13 protein-coding genes are annotated in these 17523 nt (G+C 71.7%); 8 read left to right on the top strand and 5 right to left on the bottom strand.

Annotation, left to right across the window (positions count from 1 at the left end; genetic code table 11):
* Positions 1–50: 50 nt before the first annotated feature.
* Both ABD830_RS48605 and ABD830_RS48600 read right to left on the bottom strand, forming a co-directional pair.
* Positions 51–839 (bottom strand): inositol monophosphatase family protein, encoded by a 789-nt coding sequence (locus tag ABD830_RS48605; RefSeq protein WP_345002394.1) that lies wholly within the window; start codon positions 837–839, stop codon positions 51–53.
* Positions 839–2815 (bottom strand): prolyl oligopeptidase family serine peptidase, encoded by a 1977-nt coding sequence (locus ABD830_RS48600; RefSeq protein ID WP_345002393.1) that lies wholly within the window; start codon positions 2813–2815, stop codon positions 839–841. The genes ABD830_RS48605 and ABD830_RS48600 overlap by 1 nt, the downstream gene beginning before the upstream one ends.
* 98 nt (positions 2816–2913) lie before the next feature.
* On the opposite strand from ABD830_RS48600, the gene ABD830_RS48595 reads away from it, so the two are divergent.
* Positions 2914–3864, top strand: coding sequence for a ferrochelatase (locus ABD830_RS48595; protein WP_345002392.1), 951 nt, complete (start codon positions 2914–2916; stop codon positions 3862–3864).
* Here ABD830_RS48595 and ABD830_RS48590 read toward each other — a convergent pair.
* A complete protein-coding gene (locus tag ABD830_RS48590; RefSeq protein WP_345002391.1) occupies positions 3855–5027 on the bottom strand; it encodes a lytic transglycosylase domain-containing protein in 1173 nt (390 codons plus the stop codon). The genes ABD830_RS48595 and ABD830_RS48590 overlap by 10 nt on opposite strands.
* Positions 5028–5119: 92 nt before the next feature.
* Between ABD830_RS48590 and ABD830_RS48585 the strand changes: the two genes are divergently transcribed.
* From ABD830_RS48585 to sepH, 5 genes are all read left to right on the top strand, one after another.
* Positions 5120–6322, top strand: a complete 1203-nt coding sequence (locus tag ABD830_RS48585; RefSeq protein WP_345002390.1) for an MFS transporter — start codon at positions 5120–5122, stop codon at positions 6320–6322.
* A 55-nt stretch (positions 6323–6377) separates the two neighbouring features.
* On the top strand, positions 6378–7106 hold the full coding sequence (locus ABD830_RS48580; protein ID WP_345002389.1) for a polysaccharide deacetylase family protein: 729 nt from the start codon (positions 6378–6380) through the stop codon (positions 7104–7106).
* A gap of 43 nt (positions 7107–7149) precedes the next feature.
* Positions 7150–8427, top strand: coding sequence for a D-arabinono-1,4-lactone oxidase (locus ABD830_RS48575; RefSeq protein ID WP_345002664.1), 1278 nt, complete (start codon positions 7150–7152; stop codon positions 8425–8427).
* Positions 8428–8749: 322 nt separating this feature from the next.
* Positions 8750–9529 (top strand): S8 family serine peptidase, encoded by a 780-nt coding sequence (locus ABD830_RS48570; RefSeq protein ID WP_345002388.1) that lies wholly within the window; start codon positions 8750–8752, stop codon positions 9527–9529.
* A 160-nt stretch (positions 9530–9689) separates the two neighbouring features.
* A complete protein-coding gene (gene sepH / locus ABD830_RS48565) occupies positions 9690–12524 on the top strand; it encodes a septation protein SepH (RefSeq protein WP_345002387.1) in 2835 nt (944 codons plus the stop codon).
* A 240-nt stretch (positions 12525–12764) separates the two neighbouring features.
* On the opposite strand, the gene ABD830_RS48560 is transcribed toward sepH, so the two are convergent.
* Entirely contained in the window at positions 12765–14318 is a 1554-nt protein-coding gene (locus ABD830_RS48560; RefSeq protein ID WP_345002386.1) for a PH domain-containing protein, read from the bottom strand.
* Entirely contained in the window at positions 14315–14836 is a 522-nt protein-coding gene (locus ABD830_RS48555; protein WP_345002385.1) for a PH domain-containing protein, read from the bottom strand. The genes ABD830_RS48560 and ABD830_RS48555 overlap by 4 nt, the downstream gene beginning before the upstream one ends.
* A 439-nt stretch (positions 14837–15275) precedes the next feature.
* Here ABD830_RS48555 and ABD830_RS48550 point away from each other — a divergent pair, with 439 nt between their 5' ends.
* Both ABD830_RS48550 and ABD830_RS48545 read left to right on the top strand, forming a co-directional pair.
* Entirely contained in the window at positions 15276–15818 is a 543-nt protein-coding gene (locus tag ABD830_RS48550; protein WP_345002384.1) for a YbhB/YbcL family Raf kinase inhibitor-like protein, read from the top strand.
* 183 nt (positions 15819–16001) lie between these two features.
* A complete protein-coding gene (locus ABD830_RS48545) occupies positions 16002–17453 on the top strand; it encodes a hypothetical protein (RefSeq protein WP_345002383.1) in 1452 nt (483 codons plus the stop codon).
* The last annotated feature ends 70 nt before the right edge of the window (positions 17454–17523 follow it).

The following is a 17523-nucleotide window of genomic DNA, read 5'->3' as shown; positions in this document are numbered from 1 at the left end:
CCGGAGCCCAGGGCTCCGGCCGTTTCGCGTCTCATCATGAGGTACGGCGGTCAGGCGTCGCGTTCCGGGTCGAGCGGCGCCAGGAGGTCGTGCAGCTCCTCGAAGAGGCCCGGCGCCGCGCACAGCGCGAACTCCGGGCTGACCGGCTTGCCGTGCAGTCCTTCGAGGCGGGCCCCCGACTCGGTCGCCACCAGGCCGGCCGCGCCGAAGTCCCACGGGTTGATGCCGCGCTCGTAATAGGCGTCCACGCGGCCGGCCGCGAGCGAGCACAGGTCGATCGCGCACGAGCCGCCGCGCCTGATGTCGCGCACCCGGGGCAGCACCGCCGCGACGACCTGCCCCTGGACCGCGCGCTTGGCCACCGAGTAGCCGAACCCGGTCGCCACCAGCGCCTGCGCGAGCGGCACTCCCGTGTTGCAGCGCAGCCGCTCACCGCCGAGCCAGGCGCCCTCGCCGAGCGCGGCGGTGTAGACCTCGCCGCGTGTGGGCACGTTGACGACCCCGGCCACGACCCGGCCGTTCACCTCGACGGCTATCGACACCGCCCAGTCGGGCAGGCCGTACAGGAAGTTGACGGTGCCGTCGATCGGGTCGACGACCCAGCGCACGTCCGATTCGCCGGGCTCCTCCCCGCCCTCCTCCCCGAGGATCCTGTCATCGGGCCTGGCGGCCAGGATGCGCTCGCGGATGAGCTCCTCCGAGGCCGTGTCGAGCGCGGTGACCACGTCGGTGGGGCTGGACTTGGTCTCGACCTCCTCGGACATCGTGGGCCGCTTGGCGAGCAGCATGTCGCCCGCCTCGCGTGCGATGTCCTCGGCCAGTCGCAGGAAATCCGTCATCAGGCCACCGAGTCCGGGCGCTTCCACTCCTCGCCGAGCACGTGCTGGGCCAGGAACGCGAACACGGTCTCGTACCAGGCGATCGCGTTGCCCGGCTTGAGGATCCAGTGGTTCTCGTCGGGGAAGTACAGGAACTTCGACTCGACCTCGGTGCGCTGCAGGTCCCACCAGAGCCGCAGACCCTCGCCGATCGGCACGCGGTAGTCCTTGTCGCCGTGGATGACGAGGAGCGGGGTGGTGATCTTCTCGAGGGAGTGGTGCGGCGACAGGAGCGCGTACCGCTCGGAGCCGGGCTCGCCGAACTCGCGCTGCCAGTACATGGAGGCGTCGGTGGTGCCGGCGAACTGGTCGAGGTTCCACAGGGACGCGTGGGTGACGATGGCCTTGTAGCGGTCGCTGTGGCCGGCGAGCCAGTTGGCCATGTAGCCGCCGTACGAGCCGCCCATCGCGCCGATGCGCTCACTGTCGATGTCGTCCCTGGCCAGGGCCACGTCGACGATCGCGTCGAGGTCGGCCTGGGTGCGCGGGCCCCAGTTGCCCCAGCCGCGGTCGATCATCTCCTGCCCGTAGCCGGTGGACAGGCACGGGTCCGGCATGAGTACGGCGTACCCGCGCTGGGTCATGAGCCACACCTGCCAGCGCCACTGCCAGTCGTTCCACGAGGCGACCGGGCCGCCGTGGATCCACAGCAGGAACGGCGCGGGCGAGTCGGCGGAGGCGCCCTCGGGCAGCGCGAGCCAGCCGCGGATCGTGGCGCCGTCGTCGGCGGTGGCGGAGATCTCGGTCAGCGTGCCGGGCACCTCGGGGCGCGGCGCGGGCGAGGGCAGGTCGGTGATCTCGCCGGTCGCGACGTCGATCCTGGCCGGAGCGGGCGCGAGGGCGATGCCGCTGCGCAGGGCGTAGATGAAGGCGCCGTCGGAGGAGGCGTTCAGCCCGGCGTAGGCGGCGTCGTCCTGGGTCAGCCGGGCGGCCTCACCCTCCAGCGGGACGCGGAAGACCGGCCGGCGGCCCTGGTGGTCGGCCACGAGGTAGACGGCCGTAGAGTCCGGCGCCCACTCGATGTCCGAGGGGAACAGGTCGGGCGCGTACGCGCGGCCCTCGCCGGTGGCCAGGTCGGCGATCCAGAGCTCGCTGCGCGCCGAGACGTCCAGCCCGGTGAACCGCTCACGCGAGCAGGCGACCTTGCCTCCGTCGGGCGAGATCGCGATGGGGCCGGTGTAGTCGTGGCGGTCCTCGGTGAGCACGGTGCGCCGCTCGCCGGTGGCCACGTCCACGGCCACCAGGTCGGTGCGGTTCTCACCCTTCGGCAGGTACGTGCGCCAGGTCGTGATGATCGTGGCGCCGTCGGGGGTCAGCTCGAACGCGGCGTCGCGCAGCGCCTCGCCCGCGTCGGGGGTGAGGTCGCGCACGTCCTCCAGGCGGTCGGCGCCGAGCCTGGCGGCGAACAGCCGGGTGCGGCCCGGGCCGAGGTCGTGGTCCCAGTAGCGGACCGGGTAGCCCTCGTGCAGGACGGCGCTGATCCCGGCATCCTTGCGGGCCTTGCGCCTGGCCTCATCGGCCGCCTCCTCGCCGTCGAGCACGTCGGCGGCGAACACGACGACGTCACCGGCCGTACGGACCGCGCCGATGCCGCCCGGGCGCGTGGCCACCTGGCGGGCCTCACCGCCCGTACGGGGCAGCAGCCAGAGCGAGGGCACCTCGTCGGTGGAGTCCTTGACGGTGGGGTCGGGGCGGGCGGAGGTGAACAGCACGTCGCCCGCGTCCGTGAAGACGGCGGCGGACTCGCCCTTCGCCGAGCGGGTCAGCCGGTACGGCTCGCCGTCGACCGGGATCGCCCAGAGCGCGGTGCCGAAGGACTTGCCGTCGGGGTTGAGTGACTGGACCGTCGAGATCAGCCTGGAGCCGTCGGGCGAGAGCCTCAGCGAGAGAACCCGAGGGATGGCCACATAGTCGCGTATGTCGTTAAATGCGCTCACTCAATCGAACCTACCTGTCCATGGCCTCTCCTCGTGAGGCGGCTCGGTCCCGGAGATCCGCCGCGAGGGGCGCCCGCACTTCCCCCTACTGTGGTCACGTGGGAAATTACGACGCGCTGCTCGTCCTGTCGTTCGGCGGTCCCGAGGGGCCGGACGACGTGATCCCGTTCCTGGAGAACGTCGTGCGCGGCCGGGGCGTGCCGCGCGAGCGGCTGCTCGAGGTGGCCGAGCACTACCAGGGCTTCGGCGGGGTCAGCCCGATCAACCAGCAGAACCGCGAGCTGGTCGAGGCGCTGCGCCCGGTGGCGGGCGTGCCGGTCTACTGGGGCAACCGCAACTGGCACCCGTTCGGCGAGGACACCGTGCGCCGGATGAAGGACGACGGGATCAGGAAGGCGGCCGTGTTCGCGACGTCGGCGTTCGCGGGCTACTCGAGCTGCCGCCAGTACTACGAGGACATCGCCAGGATCTCCGTCGAGGGCGGCCCCGAGCTGGTCAAGATGCGGCACTTCGGCGACCACCCGGGGTTCGTGGCCGCGATGGCCGACCACACGCGGGCGGCGCTGGAGCGGCTCGGCCGTGACGACGCCCGGCTGGTGTTCACCGCCCACAGCATCCCCGTCTCCATGGCCGAGACCGCGGGGCCGTCGGGCGGGCTGTACGAGGCGCAGCTCCGCAGGAGCGCCGAGCTGGTCAGCCAGGCGCTCGGCCGCACCCAGCCGTGGGACCTGGTCTGGCAGTCGCGCAGCGGCCCGCCCCAGGTGCCGTGGCTGGAGCCGGATGTCTGCGACTTCCTGCGCAAGACGGACGCCCGTTCGGTCGTGCTGGTGCCGATCGGGTTCGTCTCCGACCACATGGAGGTCGTCTACGACCTCGACACGGAGGCCAGGCAGGTGGCCGCCGAGCTGGGCCTGCCCCTGGAGCGGGCGGCGACGGCCGGCACGCACCCGCGCTTCGTCCAGATGGTGCGCGAGCTGATGGACGAGCCGGAGCCTGTCCCATGCGCGCCGACCTGCTGCCCCGCGCCTCGCAGGCGTCCTCAGGTATAGGTTCTGGCGTACGCCTCGGCGATCCCCATGACCTTGTTCACGTAGTCCCAGGAGTGGTTGTAGAACCAGATCGCCTTGCGTAACTTCTCGCCGCCCTGGCCCGCGCCGTTGGCGCACAGGTAGTTGGCCGCGCCCGGCACCGCGTCGTACGGGCTCCAGATGTCCGTCTTGCCGTCGCCGTCGCCGTCCACGCCGTAGTGCTTCCAGGTCGCGGGCATGAACTGCATCGGCCCGAGCGCGCCCGCGCTGGACGGGCCGTTGTTGCGCCCGTGCCCGCTCTCCACCTGCCCGATGGCCGCCAGCACCGTCCACGACAGCCCCGGGCAGCGGGTGGCCGCGGCCTTGTACAGGTCGAGGTAGCTGCCGGGGCGGCCCACGGTCACCGTGTTCTGCGGCTTCTGCTGCTGCTTGACGGTACGGTGCGCCGCGTCCAGCACGACCACCTGCGAGCCCTTGCCGAGCAGCTTGCGCACCCCCGCCTCACTGATCTTGCCGGCCTTGCCGTGCAGCAGCACCGCGACCCCCGGCGCGAACCCCAGCGCCTTGCCCAGGTCCGCGCCGACCAGCCCGTCCACGCCCGTGAGCCCGAGCGTGGCCGAGGCCGCGACGCGCAGCCTGGGCCCGCCGTCCACCTGGTACATGGCGCCCAGGATCATCCCGAACTTGCGCATCGAGCCCGCGTCGGCCACCAGTTCGCCCCGCGCCAGCGCGCTCCACACGGCGGGCTGGTCGGCGACCGGCTGCGGCGTCCAGGAGCGGAAGTCGGCGGGGTCGACGGCCAGCAGGTTGAGCGCGGTGCCCGACACCTTGACCGCGCCCGCGTCCACCACGATCACCTTCTGCACGTGCTTGAGGGTCCCGAGGGCGAACCTGGTCCTCTTGGGCACGGTGCCCGCGGCGATGGCCAGCACGCGCGGCGGGGTCGAGGTGATCCCGGGTCCCCCCTTGCCGAACTCCTTGACCGGCTCGGCCGTGGGAACGAGCTTGTCGAGGCGGGGCGCCGGTTGCGACTGGCGCGGCGAGACCTGCCTGCGTACGGGTTCGTGCGCGGTCCTGACCACGTCGTCGCCCATGATCACGACGATGCCGCCGGCCGCGGCCGTGACCGCGAGGACGGCGATGACCATGAGCATGACCGCACGAAAGGAGGGAAGACCGGACACCGGGCCACGTTAACCCACCCCGCCGATAAATCACTTGCCATCCGGACATACGGTGCGCAATGGTTAGCTGGCTCAAGTAAGGAGGAAAAGGCGTGGTCGGGCCTTACCGGGGGTTGTTCGACGGGTCCGGCGTCAAGGGGTTCGCGCTGGCGGGTTTCGTCGGCCGCATGCCGATGTCCATGCAGGGCATCGGGATCGTGCTCCTGATCTCCACGCTCACCACGTCCTACGCCACCGCGGGCGGGGTCGCCGCCATGACCAACGTGGCCTTCGCCGTCGCCGCTCCCCTGTCGGGCCGGCTCGTGGACAGGTTCGGGCAGAGCAAGATCATCCCGCCGTTCTCCGTCGTCAACGCGCTCGCGCTGGTCTCGCTGATGCTCTGCGCCGGGTTCGGGCTGCCCGACTGGACGCTGTACGCCTCAGGCCTGCTCGTCGGCGCCACCTCGATGTCCATCGGGTCGATGGTGCGGGCCCGCTGGTCGGCCATCCTCGGCGGTTCGGGCAAGCTGCACGCCGCGTTCGCCTTCGAGTCGGTCGTGGACGAGGTGGTCTTCGTCACCGGGCCCGCGCTGGTCACGGTGCTGGCCACCGCCGTGAACCCGTACGCGGGGCTGGTCGTGGCCCTGATCTTCATGCTCCTCGGCTGCCTGGCGCTGGCGGCGCAGCGGCGCACCCAGCCGCCCGTGCAGCCGGTCAGATCGGCGTCAGGCACGCCCATCCTGATCCCCGGCATCGCCCTGCTGGCCTGTGTCGACCTGGCGCTGGGCTCGGTGTTCGGCTCCGTGGACCTGATCTCGGTGGCGTTCGCGGAGGAGCACGGCGTGAAGGGGTCCGCCGGCTTCCTGCTGGCCGCGTTCGCGGGCGGCTCGATGGTGTCGGGGCTGTGGTTCGGGTCGAGACACTGGAAGATCTCGCTGCGCGGGCGGTTCGTCCGGGCGCTCGGGCTGTTCGTGGTGGGGCTGGTGCCGATCATGTTCATCGGCGACGCGTGGATCATGGCGGGGGCGCTGTTCCTGGCCGGCTTCGCGATCTCGCCGACGCTCATCACGGGCTTCTCCCTGACCGAGCGGCTGGTGCCGCCGTCCCTGCTCACTGAGGGAATGGCGTGGATCTCGACCTCGATCGGGTTCGGCGTGGCGATCGGCGCCTGGGCCGGCGGGCGGCTCACCGAGGCGTTCGGCGCCTCCGACGCGTACGTCTTCTCCTGGGGCTCGGCGGTCCTCGCCGCGGTCGTGGGAGTCGCAGGTTCGGGTTTGCTGAGACTTCCCGAGGCTTCTTCACCCGCCAAGAGCTGATCCGCTACCGTCAGGGACATCCCTCGCAACACCCATCACAATGGAAGCTTTACTTATGTCCCGACAGATCAGTTCACTTCTAGCTATCGCGGCTGTCTGCGTCACACTGGCCCCGGCGCCCGCCTTCGCACAGACGCCCAAGAAGGCGCCCGTCGACTGCGCAGAGGTCAAGTGCCTCGCGCTGACCTTCGACGACGGGCCGGGCCAGTACGCGGGGACGCTGCTCGACACACTGAAGAAGTACGACGCGAAGGCGACGTTCTTCCTCGAGGGCCAGTACGTCAACAGCCGGCCCGCGTTCGTCAAGCGGATGGCCGCCGAGGGCCACGAGCTCGGCAACCACAGCTACAGCCACCCCGACTTCACCAAGTCCGAGGCCGCCACCATCAGGACCGAGATCCAGAAGACCCAGGACGCGGTGAAGAAGGCCGCGGGCGTCGAACCCAAGCTGCTGCGCCCGCCGTACGGGCTCGCCGACCTGCAGGTCTCCGAGATCGCCGCCTCGTTCGACATGCCGATGATCCTCTGGACCGCCGGCTCCGAGGACTGGAAGACCAAGAACGTCGAGGCCATTCAGAAGAAGACGCTCGAGGTCGCCCAGCCCAACGGCATCATCCTCATGCACGACTGGGTGAAGCAGACCGTCGACGGCATGCCCTCCCTCATCAAGACCCTGCAGAAGAAGGGCTACCACCTCGTGACGGTGTCCGAGGTGCTCAAGGGGGAGAACGCGAACCTCCAGCCCGGCGACACCTTCCCGGTTCCCGCCGGCTGGGAGAGATGAGTATCGTTCGCGTCTAATCGGACGACACTCTGAAAGGGTGCGCATGGCGTTCGCGAACTGGGCGCGCAACCAGTCGGCCACTCCTGCCGAGGTGCGCGTGCCCGCCTCGGTCGAGGACGTCGTACGCGCCGTGCGGGACGCCGCCGCCTCAGGGCGGCGGGTCCGCATGATCGGCACGGGCCACTCCTTCACCGGGGTGGCCCTCACCGACGGGATCATGCTGCGCCCCGGCGCGCTCACCGGCATCAGGTCATGGACCGGCGATCGTGTGACCGTGCTGGCGGGCACCCCGCTCCGCGTGCTGAACGAGCTGCTCGACGAGCGCGGCCTGGCCCTGGCGAACATGGGCGACATCACTGAGCAGACCGTCGCGGGCGCGATCCAGACCGGCACGCACGGCACCGGGCGCGACAGCGGCGGCCTCGCGGACCAGGTCGTCGAGGTGGAGCTGGTGCTGGCCGACGGCTCCGTGGAGACCGTCGGTCCCGGCGAGGACCTGTTCGACGCGGCCAGGGTCGGGCTCGGGGCACTCGGAGTGCTGACGGCCGTCACGTTCCGGGTCGAGCCCGCGTTCCTGCTGCACAACCGGCGGCGCAAGCTGCCGCTCGGCGAGATCCTCGACTCCCTCGACGCGCTGACCTCCGAGAACGAGCACCTCGACTTCTTCTGGCTGCCGCACACCGACGCCTGCCTGGTCAAGACCAACAACCGCAGCGCGGGTCCGGCCCGGCCGCCGGGCGCGTTCAGGCACTGGCTGGACAACGTGTTCCTGGAGAACACCGTCTTCGGCGCGGCCTGCGCCATCGGCGCCCGCTCCCCCGATCTGATCCCGCGGATCAACGCCGTCAGCGCGGCGGCGCTCGGGGACTCGGAGTCGGTCGACACCTCGTACAAGATCTTCACGGCGCGGCGGGACGTGCGCTTCCTCGAGATGGAGTACGCGGTGCCGCGCGAGCGCCTCGCCCAGGCGCTGCGCGAGACGCGGGACCTGATCGAGCGGATGGACTGGAAGATCACCTTTCCGGTCGAGGTGCGCGTCACACCGCCCAGCGACGCCTGGCTGTCCACCGCGTACGGGCGGCCGTCGGCGTACATCGCGTGCCACATCTACCGGCCGACGCCCAGCCCCGCGTACTTCGAGGGCGTGGAAGAGATCATGACTCGGCTGGGCGGGCGGCCGCACTGGGGCAAGCTCCACACCAGGGACGCCTCGTACCTGAGCAAGGTCTATCCCCGCTTCGCGGACTTCACCGCCCTGCGCGACCGGCTCGACCCAGGACGCCTGTTCGGCAACGACTACCTGGATCGAGTGCTCGGCTAACGCATCCTTAGTTGACCTGCACCTCGCCCTGAACGGCGAGGATTCCCGTCCCGCCTTCGACGGGAACTCGCGGCGAGGACACCGCAAGTTGTGGAACAGGGTGCTTGGCATTTCACAGACCCGACTACCGTCTGGAGGTCTCCACGCCCTGAGACGACCGGCCCGGCCGCCCTCCGTTTGCGTTCCGTGCGGACTTGGTTACCTTCCGCACGGTCAGGCTAGCAAAGGCTCTGAGCCCACGGCCCGCCCTTCGGTAAAGAAGCTTCCTCGGAAACGTGTCCTGGCATCCCTGGCAGCCGTGGGCCGGGCATCCTCCTAACTCGTGCCCCGACGACTCGGCCTGCCCTCCGTGTACCTCGCCGCGGCGGTGGCCACGGCCGCCACGACCGCCGTGCCTCTCGCCATGACGCCCGCCTCCGGACTCGCTCTGCGCCCCGCCCCCTCGGAGCCCACCCGGCCCTACATCGTCACCGCGCGCAGCCGGACGGCCGCCCGCGATCTCGTCGGCGAGGTGAGATGGCGGGTGCGGCGCTTCTACACCGCGGCGCTGCCCGGATTCGCCACCTTCCTCACCGCCGCGGAACTGGCCGAGCTCCGGGCCGACCCACGCGTGCGCGCGATCGAGCCCGACCGCCGGATCCTTCCCGCGCCCGCCGGCAAGACCCGCCCGCTCCCGCGCACGGCCACCACGTTCTACGTCGTGGACAGCGGCGTGGACACGGGCAGGGCCGAGTTCGGCGACCGGGCCTGGCGCGCCTTCGACGCCACCGGCGGCACCGGGCACGACTGCCTCGGCCATGGCACGGAGGTCGCCCGGCGCGTCCACACCGCGGCGCCGGGCGCCCGGATCGCCTCGGTACGGGTGCTCGGCTGCGGCGGCTCGGGCGCCCTGGCCGACGTGCTGGCCGGGCTGGACTGGATCCACCGGCACGCGCGCGGCCAGTCCGTCGCCCACCTGTCCCTCGACGGCTCCGGCTCGCCCGCGCTCGACGCGGCCGTACGGTCGCTGCTGCGCTCTGGTGTATCCGTCGTCCGCGACGACGCGATTCGCCAGAACCCGTCGGCGGCATCTAGCCTCCAAATACGCAACGGCGGGCTCTAGAGTGATGGATCTTACGAATGTGACCGGCGTCACACCGTCCCGGGAGTATCCCAGGAAGGCGATGTTCGGACATGCCGGGTACGGTGCTGGCAGGCAACCGGCACACGCGAGAGACTCAAGGGTCCGGGGGAAGAATGGCGACGCTGACGAAGGGACTCGCATGCAGGAGCTCCGACTCGTCGCGGTGAGTGAGGACGGCACCTATCTCGTGCTGGCTACTGCCGGGCGAGGTACGCGCTTCACGCTTCCCGTGGACGACCGGCTCCGTGCTGCCGTCCGCGGCAATTTCTCCCGTCTCGGTCAGTACGAGATCGAAGTGGAGAGCCCGTTGCGTCCCAAGGAGATCCAGGCACGTATCCGTGCCGGAGAGACGGCGGAGCAAATCGCCGCGACCGCCGGGATCCCGGTCGAACGTGTCCGCTGGTTCGAGGGTCCGGTGCTCCAGGAGCGGGAGTACGTCGCCCAGCAGGCGCAGCGCGTGGCCGTACGCATGCCTGGGGAGACGGCGCCCGGACCCACCCTCGGCGACCTCGTGGCGGAGCGCCTGAACAGGCGCGGCGTGCCCACGGACGAGATCGACTGGGACTCCGCCAAGCGCGACGACGGCCTGTGGCGGGTGAAGCTCGGCTACGTGTGGAACGGTCACACGCGCCACGCCGAGTGGCTCTTCGACCCGCGCAAGCGCCACGTGACACCCCACGACGACGAGGCCATGCGGCTGTCGTCGGCCGACTTCGACCCGGAGCCGACCGTGGTGGAGGACACCACGGTGACGCCGTTCACGCCGCGGGTGGCCAAGCTGCAGCCGGTGCCGCCGCTCTCTTCCGTCCCTTCGGTGGTGCGCCGCGAGGCCGCCGAGGAGCCGGCGGTCGGCTACAACCCGCCGCCCAGGCCGTCGGAGCCGGCGTACGGCCGCGCCCAGGACGCCTCACCGCCTTTCGACCGCGCCGCCCCTGCCGGCAGGGAGGCGTCGTTCGACGCGCTCGACGCCGACGAGCGCCGGGACACGGGCGCGGGCCAGGACCCCGCGTCCCTGCGGCGTGACCTCTCCAGGGAGGCCGGCCCCTGGGACGAGCCGCCGTTCCGCGAGCCCTTCCGCCAGGAACCCCCTGCGCGTGAGACCGGCTACGCCCGGCCCGGCGACACCTCGTCCCGCCGTGGCGAGTCCTCGACCTGGCTGCCCGACTTCGGCTCCGGCCGTCCGGGCGACCACGACCAGGACGCGATCTACGCCCCCGCCACCGACCCGGCGCCCACCCCCACGCCGCCGTCGTCACCCTCGTCTCCGATTTCGCCGTCGTCTCCGGTGCCGCCGTCCTTGCCGTCCTCATTCCCGGACTCCCGCACGGCTCCGCCGCCCGCCGCTGCGGAACCGCCCGTCCGGGACCCCTTCGTCGCGCGCGAGCCGGGGCCGGTCCAGGCTCCGGGCCTCGGCGCCGCGACCACGCAGCCTCCTGCCCATGCGGAAGCCACCACCCGGACACCCGTTCAGCCAGAGGCCACCACTCAGGCGCCTGCCCAGCCAGAGGCCACCACTCAGGCGCCCGCCCAGGCAGAGGCAGCCGCCCAGGCGTCCGCCCAGGTGGAAGCCACCGCCCAGCTCCCTGCCCAGGCAGAGGCAGCCATCCAGGCGTCCGCCCAGACGCCTGCCCAGGCGGACGCCATCGCCCAGACGCCTGCTCAGGCGGAGGCCGTGGCCCAGGTGCCCGTTGCGGTGGAGTCGCCTTCCGCACCGGAAGCGGCCACCGCGTCGGCTCAGGATGCCCGTCCGGAGACGGCCGGCCAGCAGGGTGCCACCTCAGCACCTGCCGAGCCCGCCGCCGCCCCGGCCGCGCCCGACGTGCCCTCACCCACGCCCGTCGCGCCCGCGGCATCCGCCGAGCCCGCGCCATCCACCGAGCGAGCGGCCACCGCCGAATCCACGGCAAGCGCCGGGCCGGACGTGGCCTCGCCCGCGAACGCCGAGCCCGCTCCCGAGCCCGTGGCCGCCGCGCCCACCACCGTGTCCGGCGACGCCACGGAACCGGACTCCACGACGACGCCCAGCACCCCGACGCCCGCATCGGCGGAAGCGAGTGCGGCGACCACCGGCACCGCGCAGGCCGGCACGCCTGACGCCTCGGACGCCAAGGCGGCTGCCGGAGCGGACGCCACGCCGCCCACTGCCGTGGACACGCAGGCGCCCGGCACCGGGGACGCTCAGAAGGTGGACGCCGTGGACGTTCAGACGCCCGGCGTCGTGGAGGCCGAAGCCGCCAAGGCTGCGGAGGTCGTGGCAGACGCGGCCTCGTCCGAGTCGGCGGCGGCCGCGCCGAAGGACAACGCGACGGCCCAGACCGTACCGGACGCCAAGCCACAGCCGGAGAGCCCCGCACAGCCCGCCGCGCCGCAGACCGAGAGCGTCACACAGGCTGCCGTGGCAGAGACCAAGGACGCCGCACAGGCTGCCGTGCCGGAAGCCGAGGACACCGCACAGCCCGCCACGCCGCAGACCGAGAGCCCCGCGCAACCAGTCGCGGCGGAGGTCAAGGACGTCGCGCAATCCGTCGCGCCGGAGGCCGGGAGCAGCACAGCCCAGCCCGCTGCGGTGGCGGCCGAGAGCAGTGCCGAGCAGGCCGCCGCGCCGGAGGCCGAGAGTGCTACCCGGCCCGCCACGTCGGAGGCCCAGCCGCCCAAGGCGGAGCAGCCTGCCCAGGAGAGCGAGCCTGCTCAGGAGAGCGAGCCTGCCCAGGAGGCCGAGCCTGCCCCGGCTCAGGCTGCCGAAGAGGCCAAGCCTGCCGAGGAGGCCAAGCCGCCGGCGCCCGCTCCCAAGCCCAAGCCCGCCGTCCCGGCGGCGCGTTCGGGCAAGGCCGCGGCCAAGGAGGAGCCGGCCGTGCCCGTGCCGTCCCCGCCGCCCGCCCCGGCCGCCCGCCAGGCGCGCAAGGGCTCGAGGGGACGCAGGGCTTCGGTCCCGACCTGGGACGAGATCATGTTCGGCGCCCGCCGCCAGGACTGACCGCGTACCAGCCACGGCCGCCGCGCAAGGACCCGCACTCCACCGACCCACAGCCGTCGTCAGAGCCCGCCACCAGGACCGGACCCACCAGCCCACGGCCACCGTCAGGGCCGCCACCGCCGGGATCAGCCCCGGTGGCGGCCGTGCCGGAAGCGCGGGTCAGCCCTGTAGGCACCTTCCAGGCCCGAGAAAGCCCCGGAAGTCAGCCTGTGGACGCCGTTCAAGGCCCGCAGGAAGGGGTCAGCGTGGGGTCGGGGACTCGAGGAAGGGGGCGAGCCACTCCGGCGTCACCTCGGCGGGGAACGCCGCCCCCTGAGCCTCCGACACGTCGATCGCCGAGTAGCCGCCCTTGCCCGCCCCGACCCCGGCGATCAGCGTGAGCACCCCCGCCCGCCGCTGGAACCACGTCTGCCGCAGCCGCCACCCCACCACGGCCCGGCGTTCGACCACGGCCTGGGAACGCCGGAGCGACCCCGAGCGCACCGCCAGCCGCACCCCGTCGTAGCCGTGCCCCAGCGACGCGTACCGGTCGAGGCCCAGCGGGACCCCGGCCCCGGCCAGCAGCAGCGCCGGCACCAGCAGCACCCACCACAGCGCCGACCCCGTGGCCCAGGCCGCGAGGACGCTCGCCACCGCGAGCACGGCCCAGGGAAAGACGGCGCGGAACAGGCGGCGGTTGCGCGCCACGGGAGGGTGGGCGCGGAGAGGGGCCAGGTAGGGGCCGATGGCCTCTCCGGTCACCTGGTACGCCACGAGCCGGGGCACGTCGGGCAGGAGTTGGCCGCGCGTCTCAGAGTCGCCCAGGCCTGTCACGATGGCCCAGACACGTACGACCCCGGCCCACCGCTCGGCGAGACCGTCCACGATCTCGTAGCCGCGTACGCGGGCGGACTCCAGCGACACGCTGCGCCGGTTGATCAGACCGCGCTCGGCCACCAGGTAGCCGTCGCGGCGCTTGAGCCGGAAGTCCCAGTTGAAGATCGCGTACATCAGCCCGCCCGTGAACGGCATCGCCACCACGAGCAGCAGCACCGCGACCAGCAGCAGGTAGGGATGGCCCCACAGCCACTCTCCGGCGCTCCAGGCGGCGTCCTGGTCGAGCCCCAGGTCGTCGCCCCACTGGAACGCCAGCCCGATGGCGCCGCCGGCGAGGGCGAAGGGGGTGAGCAGGTACGCGCCCGACAGCGGACCGTACAGCAGCCACCTGCGCGGCACGCTGGCGATCACCCGCTCCTGGGGGCCGGCCGGATGGGGCACGTGCACCTCAGGCCGGGCCGCGCGCCGCAGGAGCACCGACTTGAGCCGTTCGGCCTCCTCCAGCGTCACCCCGTCGAGCTCGGCCTCCTCGTCGTCCCCGCTCGCGCCCGTGTCGATCTTGAGTACGGCCAGCCCGAGCAGGCGGTGCATGGGCGGCGTGGACACGTCGACGCCGCGGATCCGCTCCAGCGGGATGGTGCGGACGGAGCGGCTGATCAACGACCGCTTGGTCTCCAGCCGGTCGCCGGCGATCTCGTACGTGAAGGTGGCCCACCTGATGACGGCGAACGCCACGGTGCCCGCCACGCCGAGCGCCGCCCAGATGTACGACCTGGCCGAGAAGCCGCCCACGAAGAGCACGCCGACGAGGGGCAGCAGGAGCGAGGGCAGCATGCGTACGGGATCGATGAGCAGCACCTTCGGGTGCAACCGCAGCGGCGCCCGCACCGGAGGACCGCTCTGAGGCGGGGCCTCGCCCCGCGGCTCGGGGCCTGCCTGGGAGGCGCCGTCGCCCTGGGGCGGCACGGGGCCGGTCATGTGGCGTCGTCCCTGAGGGCCTCGGCGCGGTGCGCGAGCTGCTCGGCCAGCCCGGCCGCGACCTGGTAGTCGAGGCCCTTGATCGTCGAGGATCCCGCGTGGGACGCCGTGCGGATCTCCAGGGTGGCCAGGCCGAGCATCCGTTCGATCCAGCCCTGCGCCTTGTCCACCGTCTGGATGCGGCTCACAGGCACGAACACCCACTCCCTGGTCAGGAACCCCGACCTGGCGTAGACGACGTCCCCAGAGAGCTCCCAGCGATGCACGGCGTACCGTATGAAGGGCTCGGCCACCAGGAACGGCCCCATCAGGACCACGACCGCGGCAGGCAGCATCCAGGAGTGGTCCGCGAACCAGCCTGGCACCCACGACCATCCGCTCCCGCCGACCCACCGCGCCACCAGGAGCGAGCCGCCGAGGAAGAGCACGAACGCGACCAGTGACTCGAGCAGCCAGAGGCGGACGGCCTTGGGGGAGACGCGATTCGCCGGATCGCGCAGCGGGCCAGTTGACGTCACAAGGCCAGCTTAGGGCGCGAACCGCTGAAGGCGATCTGTCAGCGGACGGCCCGGATCCGTCGGCTCTGACGCCGGACGCCCGGCATGCCCGCCTGCCGTCCCCCTCCGGGTCCCGTCGCATCCGGCGCGCATGATTTTTACGGTCGCGCCGAAGGGCCGCGACCGAAACCCATGTCCGTTTTGTCAGGGCGCCGTACGAGATCCCGCCAGAAGTCCGACCGCTGCGAACCAGCAGGCCACAAAGGGTCCACCAGTACGACGCCATTCGGGCCCCCGCCATCGGCAAGGACAGAGATGTGTCGAAGCTCACTACCCGGATCCCGCGATTCTGCCTCGTTTCGGATCCTTTACCGAGGACCGACCATCGAGAAACGGTCTGCGCATCGCCGGGAGCCGCGTAGCATCATCCGGCATGGGGCTGTGTAACGCGGCATCACGCATGCGACGCATCACCGTCACTGTGACGGTGGTGACCGCCGCGCTCGCTTTGGCGGGTTGCGGCAGCCTCATCGGTAAATCTCAGGCCCAGGACATCTCGGAGATCAACGTCTCGAGCCCGGACCTGGGCGAGGGCAAGCCGCTGCCCGCCGACTACTCCTGCCGAGGTGACCAGGGCAGTCCGCCGCTGCGCTGGTCGAGCCAGCCGCTGACCCAGGCGAAGTCGATCGCGATAGTGGTCGATTCTCATACACCGTCGGAGTCGGCCGTCAACTGGGTGCTCTACAACATCCCGGCGACCACGACCGAGCTGGGACCCAACGCCGCGGCCGAGCCCCCTGCGGGCTCCAGCCAGGCGAAGGTGACCAGCGGCAAGGTGGGCTACGACCCTCCCTGCAAGGACGGCGGCACCTACCGCTTCACCGTCTACACGCTGAACGACAAGGTGGTCGTCCCGAAGGATGGCGGGCTCCCCGACATCCTCAAGGACATCGCCAACAAGACCATCGCCCGGGGCAGACTCACGGCGGTCAACATTCAGTGAGACCCCGAACACAGCAGGTAATACGGTGTACCAATTCTTCACGTAGGGTGTGACAACGCTCATAGTGGTCCGACACAATCAGATCCAATTGTTAGGTACTGGTGATCAAAGGGGGCAGGTCGCGTCGATGGCCGCGCGATCTCACCGGTGCCGAAGGGAGGCCATGGCTTTGAGGGTGGTGCAATGACTGCGGTTGTAGTGAGCTTGGTCGCCGTCGTGCTCCTCGTGCTCGTCGTCGTGGCACTGGGCATGCGTTCGATGAGCCGCAGGGAGAGCTCTCTCCCTCCGGAACGGCTGAAGGAGATGGCCGAGAAGGAGGAGAGGACCCAGACGCGCTCCACTGACGAGTTCGCCTCGCACGAGCCTCGCATGACCAACTTCACCCCTGACTTCAGCCCCATCGGCGAGCGCCAGCCCAAACCGGTGCGCACCGGTCAGCGTGGCAGGCGTGGCGTCGACGAGTGGGGCAACCCGACCTCCGACGACGAGGACGAGGAGTTCTGGGCCAACATCCGCAGCGATGCGGAAGAGGGCGGTTTCGGTGCGGGTGGCACCGTCGCGGCCAGGAAGGGCGCCTCCCGCCCCGTCGAGCGTGAGCGGCCTGCCGAGCAGCCCGCCGAGCGGCCCGCCGCCAAGCGCCGGGAACGCACCGCGCAGCCCGCCGCCGCCGCCGCCGCGGCCTCGGCCTCGGCCGACCCCAACGCGACCACTGTCCAGTCCCCCCTGCCGCAGCGCCAGCCGGCCGCCGCGGCCGCCAACCTCGCCGACCTGGTGGAGCCGGCCAAGCGCGCCACTCCGTCCCAGGCGGACATGGCCGACCAGCGTACGATGACGTTCGCGGCGCCTACGGCCGACGTGATGAGCATCCTCGGCGCGGGCGCCAAGCCGGTGCCCCCCTCCCGCCCCGACCCCCTGTCGTCCAACGGGACCGGCAACGCCTCGGGCTCCTTCCCGGCCGCTCCCGCCGCCGGCGGCTCCTACTCCGCGACCCCCGTGACCCAGCCCAACCCCCTGAGCCCGCCGAGCGGCGGATCGTTCGGCAGCGGCTCCTACCCGGCGACCCCTGCGGCGAACTCCAGCGGTTCCTTCCCCGTCCAGCCCGCCGCCATCCACGGCGCGCCCACGAGCGACCCGTTCCCCGCCTACACCAACGCCGCCGAGACCACCTGGGTCAACAACAACCCGCCCGCGACGCCGTCGTCGTCCGGCTCCTGGCCCGCCCAGCCCGACATCCTCGACGACCCCTCCCCCGTCTCGGGCCCCTCCTGGCCCGCCTTCGAGCAGCCCGCCGCGCGCTCGTCGTACCCCGCCTCGTACGAGGTGCGCTCCGGCTGGGCGGTCGCCGACGACACCGACCCGCTCACCGGTCCGTCCCCCGCCACCGGCACCCCGACCGCGCCCAGCAGGGCGGTCTCGGCCTACGACGACGTGCTGTCGGCCCCCACGCCGAAGCCGGCCCCGGCCCCGGCGCCTGCCTCGTTCGCGTACGAGACCGGCGACTTCGCCTCCGCCGCCTGGCCGGAGCCACCGTCGAGCGCGACCCAGCGGCCGACGTACGGCTCCCAGAACGGCAACAGCGGCAGCCACCGCCGCTCGCCCGCCGACCAGGACTACCCGCACGACTACTACCGGTGATCTCAGGCGCCCATTAATGGGTAAAACCCGCGTGACACACCCTTAAAGCGGGGTCGACGGAGCAATAGGG

The organism is Nonomuraea helvata (assembly GCF_039535785.1).
GTDB classification, from domain to species: domain Bacteria; phylum Actinomycetota; class Actinomycetes; order Streptosporangiales; family Streptosporangiaceae; genus Nonomuraea; species Nonomuraea helvata.
This window is presented reverse-complemented; position numbering and strand designations above follow the sequence as displayed.